Below are 15,506 nucleotides of genomic sequence, written 5' to 3'. Positions count from 1 at the left end.
CAATCATTCATCTGTAATATTTTGAACAGGAATGTTTTGTTGAACCGTAAATTGTTTTGAATTTCGGCTATTACGGAACACCAGTTTTTCTAGAGTTGAATCAAGTTCACTCTCGGCACGTGCTTGTTCAATCAACGGATGATAGGCAGATTTACCACAGACTGGATCTGCATTGGCGGCATCTCCCGTCAACATATAGGCCTGACAGCGACATCCACCAAAATCGCGCGCTTTATCTGGGCAACTTCGGCAACTTTCAGGCATCCAAGCATCACCCCGGAAATGATTAAAGCCAGTCGATTCATACCAAATTTTTGACAGGCTGTGCTCACGAACATTTGGGAAAGCAATCGGCAGTTGCCGAGCCGCATGACAAGGCAGCGCCATACCATCAGGTGCAACGGTAAAGAAAATTTTGCCCCAGCCATTCATACAGGCTTTTGGTCTTTCTTCGTAATAGTCAGGCACCACAAAAATAAGTTTGCAAGGATGATTTTGCGCTTTTAACTTTTCCCGATATTGATTGGTAATACGTTCAGCACGAATCAGTTGCTCCTGTGTCGGTAATAAACCTTGTCGATTTAAGAATGCCCAACCATAAAACTGACAAATCGCCAACTCCACAGTATCGGCATTGAGTTCAAGACAGAGTTCGATAATCTGTTCGATTTGATCAATATTATGTCGATGGATCACAAAATTCAGAACCATCGGATAATCATATTGCTTGATCAGTCGGCACATCTGATACTTCTGTTCAAAGGCATGCTTTGAACCTGCCAAGGCATCATTGACCACCGCATCACTGGCTTGAAAGCTGACTTGAATATGATCAAGACCTGCCTGTTTCAGACCCGCAATTCGTTGTTCAGTCAGCCCCATACCAGAAGTAATCAGGTTGGTATAAAAGCCCTGTTGATGTGCATGTGCAACCAATTGTTCCAAATCCTGACGCACCAACGGCTCACCACCAGAAAAGCCCAGTTGTACCGCCCCCATCTGACGTGCTTGATCAAACACGTCGAACCACTCTTGTGTGGTCAATTCATGCTTATGCTGTGCATAATCCAAAGGGTTTGAACAATATGGGCATTGCAGCGGACAACGATAGGTCAGCTCCGCTAATAACCATAAAGGCAAACCAACACCTTCGGTCATCGTAAATCAATCCAATGTTGCTGCTGAGCAACTAACATATAATCAACCACATCTTGCTCAATATCAGCTACATCACCAAACTGTTGTTTTAATTCAGCAATAATCGAAGAGACATTGTTCTGCCCATCAATATACTGACCAATTGCACCCGCACTTTCATTCAATTTGATCATGCCTTCTGGATACAAAATCACAAAACCATTTTGAGCAGGTTCAAACTGAAAACGATAACCTTGTCGCCAAGTAGGGATCAGGTTTAAATCCAATGCTGCTTTATTCACGAAATAACCCCTTATGCCATACGCGTTCTGTCGTCACAGGATGATACGGTGCTTGATGGTGAACATGAGCCAGTGTCAATGCATCTAAAATGCTCCATAAAATATCCAGTTTAAACTGTAATATTTCTAACATGCGTTGTTGTTGTTCATATGTGGTAAATGAATCCAGCGTAATACTCATCCCATGCTCAACATCTCGACGCGCCTGACTTAAACGAGAACGAAAGTATTCATAACCTTGATCATCAATCCACGGGTAATGCTGTGGCCACGAATCAAGACGAGACTGATGAATTTGTGGTGCAAACAATTCGGTTAGAGAACTACTGGCAGCTTCACGCCATGTGGCACGGCGCGCGAAATTGACATAAGCATCAACGGCAAAACGCACACCCGGCAAAACCAATTCTTCTGAAATTACTTGCTCACGACTCAGACCAACGGCTTCCGCCAAACGTAACCATGCTTCACGACCGCCACCATCAGGATATTCGCCATCCTGATCAAGCATGCGTTGAATCCACTCCTGACGAACACGCTGATCAGGGCAATTTGCCATAATGGCTGCATCTTTGAGTGGAATATTGATTTGATAATAATAACGGTTTGCCACCCATGCCTGAATTTGCTGCTGGGTTGCTTTGCCCTCATACATCATCACATGAAAAGGATGATAAATATGGTAATACCGCCCCTTATCCAGAATGGCTTGTTCAAATTGTGCCGTAGTGAATGCTTCAGGTGTTTGCGTCATATATTTACCTTAAAGTTCAATCTGCATGCCGTCATAGGCAACGTCTACGCCATGTGCTTTCAGTTCTGCACATTGAGTCGAGTTTTCATTCAGGATTGGGTTGGTATTGTTAATATGAATCAGCACTTTTTTAGGTCGCTCAAGCTGATTCAAATAAGACAACGAACCACCTTCACCACTGATATAGAGATGTCCCATTTCACGACCCGTTTTAACACCTACACCCGTTTGCTGCATTTCATCATCCGTCCAGAGTGTGCCATCAATCATGACACAGTCTGAATCGCGCATAATCTGCATAATCGACTCATCAATTTTTCCGAGCCCCGGTGCATAGAACAATTGTTTTTGCGTTTTATGGTCTTTAATGATCAAGGCAATATTATCGCCTTCATGCGGATCATGGCGATGAGGTGAATATGGCGGTGCGGCACTTTGAATAACGAAAGGCAAAAACTCGAGCTGCTCAAAACCATCAATTTTAAAAGCCTGTTTCGGATCAATCTGGTGATATTGCAGTCCACCATTCCAGTGTTTCAGCATATTAAAAACAGGAAATCCACTGCTCAAATCTTGATAGACCATTTCGGTACACCAAACATCTATAGGGCAACCTTCTCGCAAGGTGAGTAAGCCTGTGGTGTGATCAAGTTGGCTATCCATTAAGATGACACTGCGAATTCCAGTATCACGTAACTGACGAGCAGGCTGTGCGGTTTTGAAATCAAACAATTGCTGGCGAATATCAGGCGATGCATTCAGCAAAATCCAATCTGTACCATTTTCAGAAATCGCAATCGAAGACTGAGTACGCGCTTTGGCGGAAATCGTACCCGTACGAACGCCATGACAGTTGGGACAATTACAATTCCACTGAGGGAAGCCGCCTCCAGCCGCCGAACCTAAAACATAAATATGCATAAAATTAATATCTTATTAGAAAAAGATAAGCCCTAGAACATGACTAGGGCTTATGAAATATTCGAATGAGGGCGATTAACGCGCTTCGAAATACATGGTCACTTCGAAACCGATACGTAAATCAGTAAAAGCTGGTTTAGTCCATTGCATGAAATTGTCTCCAATGAGATTCATCTTGTGAGATTAAACACTTGATTCAATTTAAATGAAGTATTCAAAAAATCATTCTAAATAAAAACAGCGTCTTTGTAGACAAGCTTGCCCTAAGATATTGTTCGATAATTGTGATTTTTGTTCAAATTTTAGTTTTCATCGCTGCCTAAGCTGTAACTCCTCTAACCTATACAGACGAATAAGCATAAAAATCAGTTAGATGCTCGAAACCCAATAAGGAAATAAAAATTTACACATTTAAAATATGTGAATTACATCACAGTAATTTACTTTTTCATGATGCTATGCAAATCTTAATCCAATGTTGTATTGACAAACAAATAGAGTTTAAGCCCAAAAAATTGTACATCATGCTGATTCAATGGACTTTTTTGATATCAACTTATTTTTATAAAAAGATTAAGAAAACAGGATGTGAACATGAATAATAATATCCCCTATCAACTTAAAGTTTTGGCAACACAAATTGATCCTCATCTTGATCAAGATTGGCAGTGCTCATTGCAAACGTTATTTTCCGACATTTCTCCGCAAGCTCGAGAGAACATTTGCCAACACATCCTGCAACACAAGAAAATTCACTGGAATAGAAAAGACAATACCTTCTCAGCACTCACAAAGCCTGATCTCAATGTACTGATTGAAAAAATTCACTATCCGTATATTAAAAGATTACTCAACACGATTATCGATTCTTTAGAGAGGCTCAAGACTTACCATGACATTTACGAAATCTCAGACTATCTTGAGAATATTCTGAGTCAGATTAACAACATCGACACGGAAGATGATTTTGATTTGCAAGCACAGAAAAATCAGATTCTAAAGGAATTTATCTATGTCGCTGCACAAATAATCTTATCAAAACCTCAGATCGCACTTCCAAACAACCATCGGCATATTCATACCGATATGATTAAAACATTTATTACAGAAGTCTTTTTAAAACAACAACTTTTAAAATATTCCTTTAATATTCTTCGCTCAACTCAATTGAGAGAAGAAAAAAACCATATCCTAAAATATTTTCTATATAAACAGCAAAAAACTAAACAACTCGATATCGTCAAAACCTCAAAATATATTTTCGCACTCGCACCCAGCACTGAAGGTATAGTCAGTACTTTTTCAATTCGACGTTTTTTACAAGAAGAACAATATGAAAACTGTGAAAATATTTATGTAAATGCTGCCATTCTACATTTAGATCAAATTGATGATGTTTCTCACTATGAACAGTTCCAATGGCAGATCGATCGTATCGTGACCATTGATAAACAAGTCAATCACTATGTTTCAGATGTTGTACGCAATATTGAACTATATACCAATAAAGAGCTGCTTCCCTTTCTCATGGAACCTCTCAATCCGAGAGGCATATTTATTGAAAAACTGGTAGAACAACGGTTGATCGATTTCGAGCAGAAATTATGCCGCAATATCCTTGAACCCATTGCAGATGCACTAAAACATGCTGTTCATCACGCAGACGAATGTAACTATTTATATGTCAGTATTAAACAAACACTGGATGATATCATTCGGCATTTTATTGCGTTCCAATCACAACCTTCGATTATCTGCAATAAACACGTCCATCTTTTCGTGGCACGACTCAAATCCTATGCCACGCTGCTACAAAAAAGACATGCGGATGTCTTCACCGTCTTTTCTTATGATGAATGGAAAAAACATCATACGGAAACGCTTGAACCGACCAATATGCTGAAAGACATTAGTTCGCATTCATTACAACTATATAAAGATGCTTTTTCAGAACTGAAAGAAAATCAGCGGCAGCTCAAACAAAGCGTTAGCTTCTTAAACAAGCTATTTAACAAACCACAGAAGATAAAGGACAATATCCTCAAACTCAAAGAAAAAACTGCTCAAATAAAGAAAAATGCCCATCAGGAAATCATTCGCATGCAACGACGCTTTCCGTCTTTAATTGTTTATCTAGAGTTTGAATCACTGATCTCTGTGAATCACAAAGAGCGGCATTATGCCTTTCCGACAGGCGATAATGGCATTACCCGCTTGCCGATTTTGATCCAAATCCCAGAGGACAAAGCCTCTTTTGATTTGCAAAGTATTTGTAATAGTTTGAACTTTGATATAAGTCTAGCCAATCAGAAGTGGCTTGAAACGATTTGATCTGCTCATGTGGTAATGGGAACAGGCTTCTATATAGCTGATATACAGAAGCCTGTTCTCAACGGCTTAACCCGCTTTACTGGCAACAAATGGATTAAATTGCTTTTCGTAGCCAATGGTGCTGATCGGGCCATGACCTGAAATAAATTGTGTTTCATCTGGTAGGGTAAAACATTCACGCTGAATTGAATCCAACAGTTGCTGATGATTGCCTTTGGGAAAATCGGTACGTCCAATCGAACCTTTAAACAGAACATCACCAGTCCAAAGCAGACCATGTTGCGCGTTGTAGAACATTACATGACCTGGGGTATGACCCGGTGCAAAACGCACCTCAAATTCATCGTCACCCAGTTTTAGTACCTCTCCACCCTCTAACCATTGATCGACTTTGACAGGTTGTGGAATCGGGAAACCATAACGTGCCGAAACTTCCTGAATCATATCTAACCAAAACTGGTCTTCTTTATGCGGACCAATCACAGGAATTTTCCATGTTTCAGCCAATTCACCTACAGCACCCGCATGATCGAGATGTCCATGGGTTAACCACAAGGCTTTCACCTTTAAGCCTAAATCCTCAACTTCTTTTTTGAGAACGGCAGCATCCCCACCTGCGTCGATCAAAACCGCTTCTTTGCTCTCACTATCCCAAAGGATAGAACAATTTTGAGCAAATGCAGTAACAGGGACGATTTTGACTTGCAGCATAATAACCTCTGGCGAAGTAAAGCATCGACTTAACGATGGGCTAAGGTATGGGTGAGTGCGTCAAGATTAGCCTGAACCAGACTGGCAAGCAAATCTATATGTGCCTGATCAGTATTGAGTGCAGCAATATAAGCATATTCTCCACCTCCAGCATGCTGGAAAATTTCTTTGTTTTGTATCGCAAGCTCTTCCAGCGTTTCTAAACAGTCCGCTGAAAAGGCAGGACTCAAGACCTGAACTGATTTCACACCAGCTTCTCCCCATTGCTCAAGTAAAGCATCGGTATAGGGTTTAACCCACTCCTGCTTGCCAAACCGCGACTGGAAGCTAATCGCCCACTCATCCTCATTTAAATGCAAGGCTTCAGCCACTAAACGTGCCGTGACTCGGCAGCGATCCGCATATGGATCACCTTTGTCGGCATAAGGCTGCGGAATGCCATGAAAAGACATGAGTAATTTCTCAGGCTTACCATGTTGAAGCTGGTAATTGGTCACACTGTCTGCCAATGCTTGAATAAACAGTGGGTGCTGGTAATAATCTTTAATAAGGGTGATGCCCGGTAAATGACGTTGCTTAGGAATCCATTTAGCAAAAGCATCAAACAACGGTGCGGTTGATGTGGCTGAGTATTGCGGAAACAAAGGCAATAGAATCACATGCTCTTGCGGGTCTTGTTTAAGTTGCGCTAAGACAGCTTCAATACTCGGCTGACCATAGGTCATGGCAGGAACAACGTTTAGATCAAAATGATGATTTTCTTCTTGTAATCGGTGTTTGATCAATTGCGCTTGCTCAAGCACAATTTCTCGCATCGGAGAGTCTTTTGACCAAACCGATGCATAAGCTTCAGCCACTCGCTTAGGACGAAAAGTCAGCACAAATAACCTTAGAATAATCCACCAAAGTGCTTTAGGAATCTCTATCACACGTGTATCAGATAAAAACTGCTTTAAGAAACGACGTACTGCTGGCGCAGTAGGTTCATCTGGCGTACCTAAATTTGCCAGAACCACAGTCACTTTTGGTTTTGGTGTCACTGACATAGATCGCATCCGCTTTTCATTGAGTTCATCCAATTACTTTAGCAGTTTTCGCGCCTTTTTATAAATTGGATTAATGCATCGTTTTAAACTGAAAAATCCGATTACTATCTAAAACATTACTTTCTAGAAGTTTCTGGCCTTTTGCCGTTAATTGCCAAAGCATTCGTTGGCGATCATCCCGTCCTGTCGGAATAATCCATTCATTTTGGCGCATTTGCAATTTGATCTCGTGCAACGCTCGAATATTCAGTTGAGCACGTGAAACAGCATGTGCTCTTGGCATTTCTTTCCGCGCATCATCCAAACCTGTCTCATTTAAATATTCGTTCATGCGCTTCGAAAAATATTCTTCTGGCGTAGGGATCACAAATGCAGTTCCCAGTACATTTAACAACTGCGCCCATGTCATTTTTCGATGAGGTTTGACTTCTTTGAAGTTGCCATCTTGATAAGCATGCATACGATATTCAAAGGCATATAGTTCATACATCGAGACTTTCGGTACGCTGGTCAGTGGATCTGCTTCTCGACTACCAAGCTCTGTTTCAAGTTGTTTGACTTTAGCGCGCAAAGTATCAATTTCGTCGCGTAACACTTGGGTATTTTGAGGACGCACCCAACCGACCACAGGATAGCGTTCTAACATTTGCGGCATGCCTGAACGCACCGCCAGCTCTAAATCTCTTAAAGTCCGATAGCAAAAGACTTGATCGACTTCATGTTGCAGCTGCTTTCTAAACTCTTTGAACTTTTCTTTTAACTCCGATTTATGGTCATGCAATTTTTCCTCCCTTGATTCAGGGTCTTCATGCATAAACACAACAATCGGTTTTTGTTTGGTCATCGCATAAATATATTCCAGATGCATATACCCAACACCTGAAACTGACTGCTCACCGTACTGACTTCCTAATAAGATCACCACATAATCACAATCATCAATTTGACGACGAGCAATAGAAGTACTCAGTGGCGTACGCTGTTCTAACCCCCAAGAGAAAAAACCCATACCAACCAAAGTCTGGGCTAAAACCGCTCGTTCTGGCTGCATTTCATGACCAGATGTCGAAATAAAGACTTGATAACGAGTATCTTGCATAGGCTAAGCCCCAATTCATTTATCAATAATATCAAGTTCTAATCTTGATTTTTGTTAAAAGATGACCCTGATAAAATATAAAATATGGATCGATTGAGCACATTCATGCAACCACATCGTCCAAATTTTGAATCGTCCATGTTAATTGTTCTGATATAAGGCGCTGCAGTACTGGTTCTAATACGGCAGCATTATTACCACTGACAAAACATTCAATACGCGAAATATTATGACGTGTTTTGTCACATAATAACCCATTTTTAATTAAAATATATGCGGTTTGTCTCGCAACTGCTTGTCCAGAATCAATTAATTCTAACTTTTCATCAAAAATCTGACGAATCGCATTTTTTAAAAAAGGATAATGGGTACAACCCAATACTAAAAAATCGGCTTCTTGCTCGACCACAGGTTGTAAAATCTGTTGCAGCACAGCTAAGCAAGCGTCACTCATTTGCAGACCAGCTTCCACAAAAGGAACAAGCTCTAAACTGGTTACCATTAAGACTTTCACGCCAGCAGGTTCTGCAAATTTAGACATCACGTCTTTAATCAATTGACCACGAAGCGTTGCTGGTGTTGCAAGCACGGCCACCACTTTCGATTGCGACTGTATCACTGCGGGCTTCAAGGCAGGAACCAAACCCACTATCGGGAAACGCTCACCATAATGATCACGCAAATAATCTAAACTAAAGGCAGAAGCTGTATTACAGGCAACCACTGCGATTTTACAGCCCTGTCGATAAAGCCATTCGATCGCCTGCGCCGTTAGTTGGCGAATTTCCTGATCCGAACGTGCGCCATACGGGACATGTTTTGTATCCGCATAATAGAGAATCTGTTCATTGGGTAAATGTCGAGCAATCTCTTGCGCAACAGACAATCCGCCGACCCCTGAATCAAATATCCCAATCGGCGCATCTGAGGACGCATTTGGCATAGGGTCTAATAAAAGCGGCATAGGTTGAACGGCTGTCATACAAATACTTGGCACTTGTTTATTCGCTCTTTTAAGCTTAAACCTCAGGTGCTTAAATGCAAGACCAAATCACCACTTTTTAATGTCAAAACAGCCTCACCTTGCGCATTTTCAGACAAGTTACCGTAGTTAATCAGATGATAAAAACTCTGCCGCTGAATCAAGGCATTCATCCCAAAGCGTACATGAACATAAGGACGCAATTCGCCAGCATATTCACGCATAAAAATAGGATGTTGTTGATCCACAATCACCACATCTTGATTGGTGGTCGTGAGTTGTAAATAGGTCTTGCCTTCGATTTCGACCTGATCCGCTTGATTAATCAATAACGGCTCATCTTCGACTTCAATTTCAATCTGTTCAACTGGTGTCTTGAGATAGAATTTACCTTCTTCTTTCCACAATACTTTGCTAAACAGATCAAGCAATGTTTGTCGTTTGATCAATTGACCTTCGTGCCACCATTCACCGTTGGCTTTTATCTTCAAATCCATTTTGCCACAATGTTTTGGATGCCATTGGTCTAAAGGTGGAATTGACCTTTTGTGACTTTGCTGTACATCTTTTAAGTATTGTGCAATGTTCATTAAGTTTTTATCATCAGGAAACACGATTTTTCCTGTATTCTGTGAAGAATCATTTTCATTTATCATAGTTTATGCCTTGCTGACGAGAAAATATGACCGCTCAGCCAATTGGCGAGATCAAGGTTTAAAACTATACTATCCCAAACGTTTGCAAGCACAATAGATTCTTTTTGTGTTTGGCAATTCAGAACACTCATGGCAGCACCGAATCACAATATTACGGTTGCCACCCCTAAAAATATGAGGAGTCCTACATGGAACACATCGAACGTGAAGCGATGGAGTTTGACGTAGTGATCGTAGGTGCAGGGCCTGCGGGTTTATCTGCTGCGATTAAAATTCGTCAATTAGCGATTGAAAACAACCTACCTGACCTTTCTGTTTGTGTTGTTGAAAAAGGCTCTGAAGTAGGTGCGCATATCCTTTCTGGTGCTGTACTTGAACCACGTGCCATGAATGAATTGTTCCCAAATTGGAAAGAAGAAGGTGCGCCTCTGAATGTCCCTGTGACGGACGACGAAACGTATTTCTTATTATCTGATACTAAATCACAAAAAATGCCGTATTGGATGGTTCCTAAATCAATGCATAACGAAGGGAACTATGTTATTTCTCTCGGCAATGTCGTGCGTTGGTTAGGTCAAAAAGCGGAAGAATTAGAAGTATCAATTTTTCCTGGTTTTGCAGCAAGTGAAATCCTTTACCACGAAGATGGTACCGTAAAAGGGATTCAAACAGGTGATATGGGGATTGGCAAAGATGGTCAACCTACCCATAACTTTGCACCGGGTTATGAATTGCATGCGAAATACACTTTATTCGCAGAAGGCTGCCGTGGTCATCTTGGCAAACGCCTGATTGCAGGTTTTGCATTGGATCGTGATGTTGATCCACAGCATTATGGTATCGGGATTAAAGAGCTTTGGGAAATTGATCCAGCAAAACACAAACCAGGTCTTGTAATGCATGGCGCTGGCTGGCCATTGTCTGAAACTGGTTCTGCAGGTGGTTGGTGGTTATATCACGCTGAAAACAACCAAGTAACTTTGGGTATGATTGTCGATCTTTCTTATGAAAATCCACACATGTATCCCTTTATGGAAATGCAGCGTTGGAAGACCCATCCAGTCATCAAACAATTCTTAGAAGGCGGCAAACGTATTTCTTACGGCGCACGTGCTGTTGTCAAAGGCGGATTTAACTCTTTACCTAAATTGACATTCCCAGGCGGTTGCTTGATCGGTGATGATGCTGGTTTCTTGAACTTCTCAAAAATCAAAGGCTCACACACTGCCATGAAGTCAGGCATGTTATGTGGTGAGGCGGTATTTGAAGCGATTGCTGCGGGTGTTGCTAAAGGTGGTGATCTTGCGATTGCACGTGTTACTGAAGGCGACGATCACTTTGCCAAAGAACTCACCGCTTATACTGAAAAATATGACAATTCTTGGTTGAAAGAAGAGTTGTATAAAGCGCGCAACTTCGGTCCTGCGATGCATAAGTTTGGTACATGGATTGGTGGTGCATTTAACTTTATCGACCAAAATGTCTTTAAAGTGCCATTTACCTTGCATGACTTAAAACAAGATTATGCAACACTGAAAACAGTGGATGCTTCAACGTTCAAACCGAACTATCCAAAACCAGATGGCAAGCTTACTTTTGACCGTTTATCATCTGTATTTGTATCGAATACAGTGCATGAAGAAAATCAACCTGCTCACTTAAAGTTGACCAATCCTGAGACACCAATTCAGGTTAACTTGCCGAAGTGGGATGAGCCTGCACAGCGTTACTGCCCTGCTGGTGTGTATGAAGTCATGGAAAATGATGATGGTTCTAAGCGTTTCCAAATTAACGCTGCGAACTGTGTTCACTGTAAGACATGTGATATCAAAGATCCATCACAGAACATTACTTGGGTAACACCTGAAGGTGGCGGTGGTCCAAACTATCCGAATATGTAATTTTTTAATTTGCGCTGAAATTGAGTTTTTAGCGCAAACTAAGCCAAGAAAGCCTCATAAAATATGAGGCTTTTTTAATTTAATCTTTCTGCCCTTCATCAAACTTTTTATATTGTTTGGATAACAAACTTAAACTCTTCATTTGCTTACCGAAACGCCGACACGAACTACACATCATCACATGAAACTGTAAAGCACTCAGTTCTTTGAAGTTCAGAGTTCGATCTTGTTTTTCTGAAAGCAATTGGGTCGCTTGTCGGCACGTCAACATGAACAATCCCCCTGTAGTAACCATTTATTTTCTAAGCATTCACGTAGTCTTACTCGACTGCGATACATTAAAACGTTCAAGTTTGAGATGCTTAATTCTAATTTTTCGCAGATTTCATCTGAACTCAGTTCAATCATTTCCCGCAACATAAACACTTGTGCATACTTCGCTGGTAAATGATTCAAACAGGCGTCAAAAATCATCCAAAAATCTTGCTGCTCCATCATTTCCTCAGGATTCAACCAAGCTTTTGGTCTTTCTGATTTTTGCCAATGTCCAGCAACATCAAACAGTGCATCTACGCTTAACGCACTGTCATCATCATCAAATAGCTCACTCATGCTGACGAGACGTGTTTTTTTTCGAATTAAATCAACGATCTTATTTTTTAGAATCGCAAACACCCAAGTTTTAAAAGCAGCACGGCCAGAAAAAGATGCAACATGCTGCAAGGCGCTCAGCAAAGCTTCTTGAACCACATCCTCAGCTTGATGAAATGATGAAAGCTGTAGGACGGCAAACTTGATCATTTGTTGTCGTAATTCCGACAAAAAATCATCGTTATACAGTTGCTGAGATGCATTAGCATTCGATGTTGTCATTTCAGGCATCGCGTTTCTCACTGTGCTAGTCAGGTTTGTATAACAATTCTAAGCGGATCAAATCTTCTGCAAGTTCCTCCAGTTGAGTGTTCACTTCACTGATTGATAGAGCTGGAGTAATTTGCTGGATAAATTCAGCGAGTGCTGCTCTAGACAACGGTTGTTGTGCTAATTGCTCAATTAGATAAGCGGATAATGGTGTCAGTATTTCAACACAAACCCGATCCTGTTTGTTTCGCCAAACCATAATGGCACTTGGAGCAGGATCTTTATTTATTTGATTGATTGACCATTGATAAACAGGATATTGATACACTAACACCCAAACTTGTGTAGTCAGTTGCCATTTCAATTCAGCATTCAAAGTGACGTCATCAATCTCAAGTGTATCTAAATACAGTTCAAGCCATTCGTATTGCAACAGCTCAGCAAGCCACGGATACTCAACTAAAATAGGATGCTGCTGTTTTGTGAGAAATTCTCTGAATTGCAGCGAAATATCGTTATAGAACGGTGATTGATTCTGAGATTCTCGAAAAAAATCCGTCAGTAACTGTTGCCATTGCTGCGCAGGCAATAACGATCGAGCCACCGGATAAACCAAATTGATGAACGAGCAAACATTATTAAACAACAGCTCTCGATAAACTTGCATACGATCCAAATCAAAAGGCACTGCTTTTTCTGAATTTGGATCACGCAGCCAGTCACAAAAATCATGTTGGGTCTGCTGAAAAGTATGCTCATTCATACTCATACTTTCACCCCATCAGCCAAATTCGAGCTCATTGGGATTAACATGTGTTGATTTGAATATTGATGCTGTAACAGCTGAATCTTATTCAATTCATTCTGAAGTTGCTGCCATGTTGGGATATTAAAATCGCGCTCTAATAAAGTTGGTTTCACACCACAGAGCTGATAGGTATATTCCAACAACGCCCAAACAGGATCACATACTTCAGCACCATGAGTATCAATCAATAAATCTGTACTCACCTGTTCATGCCCTGCAATATGTAGATAACGAATACGTTGTTTCGGCATAGCTTCAATGAAAGCATATGCATCTGCTTGATGGTTGATACTATTTACATAAACGTTATTCACGTCCAACAGCAATTCGCAATCTGCTTGTGTGATTACTTCACGAACAAAGTCTGCCTCTGACATTTCAGCATTCGGCATGAGATAAGTAGAAACATTTTCCAATACTAATCTTCGCCCTAAAATATCTTGAACTTGAGAAATACGTTCTACCACATACTTCACAGCAGCCTCAGTCATTGGGATAGGCAAAAGGTCGTATAAATATCCCCCATCGTTGGTATAGCTTAGATGTTCCGAATAAATCTCGACTTGATAGGAATCTAAGAATTTCTTGATTTGGTGAATAAAATCAATATTTAAGGGGTGAGGCCCACCAATCGACAAAGACAGTCCGTGACAAATTAATGGAGATTTTTCTACACACTGAGCTAGAAGTTTGGCATGTCTTCCACCAAAGCTCATCCAATTTTCAGGGGCAACTTCAATAAAGTCTGGATAATGAGCTGCGCTTAAAAATGCCTCGATAAAATCTCGTCTTAGACCAAGACCAACACTTGTGATTGCATCCATAAAGAATCCCTTAGGCGAATGACAGTCATCTTTTTAGATGCTGTCATCAACCGTCTGCATAAGGCTTAATGGGCGCCACACTTCCCGTCAGCCACTTTTTTGTCGGCACCACATTTTGCATCTGCCATTTTTTTGTCTGCACCGCATTTTGCATCCGCAGCTTTTTTATCTGCACCGCATTTTGCATCGGTCGTTTTGTGTTGTTTTTTCGCTTTATCTGAACCACATTTCGCTTCACCACATTTTGCATCTGCAGTTTTAGTCACATGTGTTTCAGTCGTCGTCGATGCTGCCGATACTTGGGTTGCTGCGCCAACCATAGATAATGCAACTAAAGCGGCAACCGAGGTCATTGAGTTTAATTTATTCATTGTGAAGTTCCTTTTTTAAATCTATTTTGAGTTTTGTACTGAGGTACATATTATTAGACGAGCGACCACTCAATTTATTACATTTAAAAAAATATTTTTTCCATGTAAGAAACCAAATCCTCAACCGACTAAACATTATTCAATACGAGTCGGTGTGAAATCCTCATGAATAAACTTATTTATCCTTTATTATTACGCTATCAGAATTTTTGTTCATATCTAAAACATTTCGATGGAATTGCAGCACTTTCCTTAAGACTGTTTCTCATTCCAGTGTTTTGGATGGCAGGTTCAAATAAACTTGCTCATTTTGCAGATACCGTTGAATGGTTTAGCAATCCTGACTGGGGTTTAGGATTACCCTTTCCAACACTGATGGCGACACTAGCAACCTCTGCTGAGCTGGGTGGTGCAATTTTATTAGCACTTGGTTTGGCAACTCGGCTGATTAGTATTCCACTGATGATCACTATGCTCGTCGCGATATTTACCGTGCATTTACCGAATGGCTGGCAAGCGATTGCTGATCCCAATGCTCCTTTTGCAAATATGCAAGTGATGGAGTCCGCAGAAAAATTAGAGAAAGCAAGAGAGATTTTAAGTACCTATGGCAACTATGACTGGCTCACATCGAGTGGTTCATTTGTAATCTTAAATAATGGAATCGAATTTGCTGCAACTTATTTGATTATGTTGTTGGCTTTGATTGTTCTTGGGGGAGGACGGTATTTCAGTTCCGATTATTGGCTATCTCGATATATTAATAAATTCAAAAAGTAGAGAATGGCACAAAACTATCATA

At 40.7% G+C, this 15,506-nt stretch carries 18 protein-coding genes; 3 read left to right on the top strand and 15 right to left on the bottom strand.

What is annotated here, in order from left to right:
- Positions 1 to 3: 3 nt before the first annotated feature.
- The 5 genes from pqqE to pqqA form a co-directional block, all read right to left on the bottom strand.
- Complete coding sequence (gene pqqE / locus EXE30_RS07880; protein WP_130161929.1) at positions 4 to 1,158, bottom strand: pyrroloquinoline quinone biosynthesis protein PqqE; 1,155 nt, start codon at positions 1,156 to 1,158, stop codon at positions 4 to 6.
- Positions 1,155 to 1,439 (bottom strand): pyrroloquinoline quinone biosynthesis peptide chaperone PqqD, encoded by a 285-nt coding sequence (pqqD, locus tag EXE30_RS07875; RefSeq protein WP_130161928.1) that lies wholly within the window; start codon positions 1,437 to 1,439, stop codon positions 1,155 to 1,157. The genes pqqE and pqqD overlap by 4 nt, the downstream gene beginning before the upstream one ends.
- On the bottom strand, positions 1,432 to 2,193 hold the full coding sequence (gene pqqC, locus EXE30_RS07870; RefSeq protein WP_121929778.1) for a pyrroloquinoline-quinone synthase PqqC: 762 nt from the start codon (positions 2,191 to 2,193) through the stop codon (positions 1,432 to 1,434). Before pqqC ends, pqqD begins: the two co-directional genes overlap by 8 nt.
- A 9-nt stretch (positions 2,194 to 2,202) precedes the next feature.
- Positions 2,203 to 3,114 (bottom strand): pyrroloquinoline quinone biosynthesis protein PqqB, encoded by a 912-nt coding sequence (gene pqqB, locus EXE30_RS07865; RefSeq protein WP_130161927.1) that lies wholly within the window; start codon positions 3,112 to 3,114, stop codon positions 2,203 to 2,205.
- 75 nt (positions 3,115 to 3,189) lie between these two features.
- The gene (gene pqqA, locus EXE30_RS07860; RefSeq protein ID WP_001982218.1) at positions 3,190 to 3,264 is read right to left on the bottom strand and encodes a pyrroloquinoline quinone precursor peptide PqqA; all 75 of its coding nucleotides are present in this window, start codon (positions 3,262 to 3,264) and stop codon (positions 3,190 to 3,192) included.
- A gap of 444 nt (positions 3,265 to 3,708) precedes the next feature.
- On the opposite strand from pqqA, the gene EXE30_RS07855 reads away from it, so the two are divergent.
- Positions 3,709 to 5,445 carry a hypothetical protein gene (locus tag EXE30_RS07855; protein ID WP_130161926.1) on the top strand — a complete coding sequence of 579 codons (1,737 nt, stop codon included), beginning with the start codon at positions 3,709 to 3,711 and terminating at the stop codon, positions 5,443 to 5,445.
- A 66-nt stretch (positions 5,446 to 5,511) separates the two neighbouring features.
- Here EXE30_RS07855 and EXE30_RS07850 read toward each other — a convergent pair whose 3' ends face one another.
- From EXE30_RS07850 to EXE30_RS07830, 5 genes are all read right to left on the bottom strand, one after another.
- The gene (locus EXE30_RS07850; RefSeq protein ID WP_130161925.1) at positions 5,512 to 6,156 is read right to left on the bottom strand and encodes an MBL fold metallo-hydrolase; all 645 of its coding nucleotides are present in this window, start codon (positions 6,154 to 6,156) and stop codon (positions 5,512 to 5,514) included.
- 29 nt (positions 6,157 to 6,185) lie between these two features.
- Positions 6,186 to 7,202 carry a ferrochelatase gene (gene hemH / locus EXE30_RS07845; protein ID WP_130161924.1) on the bottom strand — a complete coding sequence of 339 codons (1,017 nt, stop codon included), beginning with the start codon at positions 7,200 to 7,202 and terminating at the stop codon, positions 6,186 to 6,188.
- Positions 7,203 to 7,272: 70 nt separating this feature from the next.
- Positions 7,273 to 8,301: a DUF4062 domain-containing protein gene (locus EXE30_RS07840; RefSeq protein ID WP_130161923.1), complete on the bottom strand. Its 1,029-nt coding sequence runs from the start codon at positions 8,299 to 8,301 to the stop codon at positions 7,273 to 7,275.
- A gap of 103 nt (positions 8,302 to 8,404) precedes the next feature.
- Positions 8,405 to 9,283 (bottom strand): glutamate racemase, encoded by an 879-nt coding sequence (murI, locus tag EXE30_RS07835; protein ID WP_130161922.1) that lies wholly within the window; start codon positions 9,281 to 9,283, stop codon positions 8,405 to 8,407.
- 44 nt (positions 9,284 to 9,327) lie between these two features.
- A complete protein-coding gene (locus tag EXE30_RS07830; RefSeq protein WP_121929785.1) occupies positions 9,328 to 9,939 on the bottom strand; it encodes a DUF1285 domain-containing protein in 612 nt (203 codons plus the stop codon).
- A gap of 188 nt (positions 9,940 to 10,127) precedes the next feature.
- On the opposite strand from EXE30_RS07830, the gene EXE30_RS07825 reads away from it, so the two are divergent.
- Positions 10,128 to 11,840, top strand: coding sequence for an electron transfer flavoprotein-ubiquinone oxidoreductase (locus EXE30_RS07825; RefSeq protein WP_130161921.1), 1,713 nt, complete (start codon positions 10,128 to 10,130; stop codon positions 11,838 to 11,840).
- Between the two features lie 79 nt (positions 11,841 to 11,919).
- Here the strand turns inward: EXE30_RS07825 and EXE30_RS07820 are convergent, their stop codons facing one another.
- The 5 genes from EXE30_RS07820 to EXE30_RS07800 all read right to left on the bottom strand — a co-directional run bounded on the left by EXE30_RS07820 (position 11,920) and on the right by EXE30_RS07800 (position 14,704).
- Positions 11,920 to 12,111: a zf-HC2 domain-containing protein gene (locus tag EXE30_RS07820; RefSeq protein ID WP_005194850.1), complete on the bottom strand. Its 192-nt coding sequence runs from the start codon at positions 12,109 to 12,111 to the stop codon at positions 11,920 to 11,922.
- Positions 12,105 to 12,722, bottom strand: coding sequence for an RNA polymerase factor sigma-70 (locus tag EXE30_RS07815; RefSeq protein ID WP_130161920.1), 618 nt, complete (start codon positions 12,720 to 12,722; stop codon positions 12,105 to 12,107). Before EXE30_RS07815 ends, EXE30_RS07820 begins: the two co-directional genes overlap by 7 nt.
- 16 nt (positions 12,723 to 12,738) lie before the next feature.
- Positions 12,739 to 13,470 (bottom strand): HvfC family RiPP maturation protein, encoded by a 732-nt coding sequence (locus EXE30_RS07810; protein WP_130161919.1) that lies wholly within the window; start codon positions 13,468 to 13,470, stop codon positions 12,739 to 12,741.
- Complete coding sequence (locus EXE30_RS07805) at positions 13,467 to 14,333, bottom strand: HvfB family MNIO-type RiPP peptide maturase (protein ID WP_130161918.1); 867 nt, start codon at positions 14,331 to 14,333, stop codon at positions 13,467 to 13,469. Before EXE30_RS07805 ends, EXE30_RS07810 begins: the two co-directional genes overlap by 4 nt.
- A gap of 65 nt (positions 14,334 to 14,398) precedes the next feature.
- Positions 14,399 to 14,704, bottom strand: coding sequence for an HvfA family oxazolone/thioamide-modified RiPP metallophore (locus EXE30_RS07800; RefSeq protein ID WP_004916729.1), 306 nt, complete (start codon positions 14,702 to 14,704; stop codon positions 14,399 to 14,401).
- 165 nt (positions 14,705 to 14,869) lie between these two features.
- On the opposite strand from EXE30_RS07800, the gene EXE30_RS07795 reads away from it, so the two are divergent.
- Positions 14,870 to 15,484, top strand: coding sequence for an HvfX family Cu-binding RiPP maturation protein (locus EXE30_RS07795; protein WP_130161917.1), 615 nt, complete (start codon positions 14,870 to 14,872; stop codon positions 15,482 to 15,484).
- Positions 15,485 to 15,506: the final 22 nt, after the last annotated feature.

The organism is Acinetobacter halotolerans (assembly GCF_004208515.1).
GTDB lineage: Bacteria > Pseudomonadota > Gammaproteobacteria > Pseudomonadales > Moraxellaceae > Acinetobacter > Acinetobacter halotolerans.
This window is presented reverse-complemented; position numbering and strand designations above follow the sequence as displayed.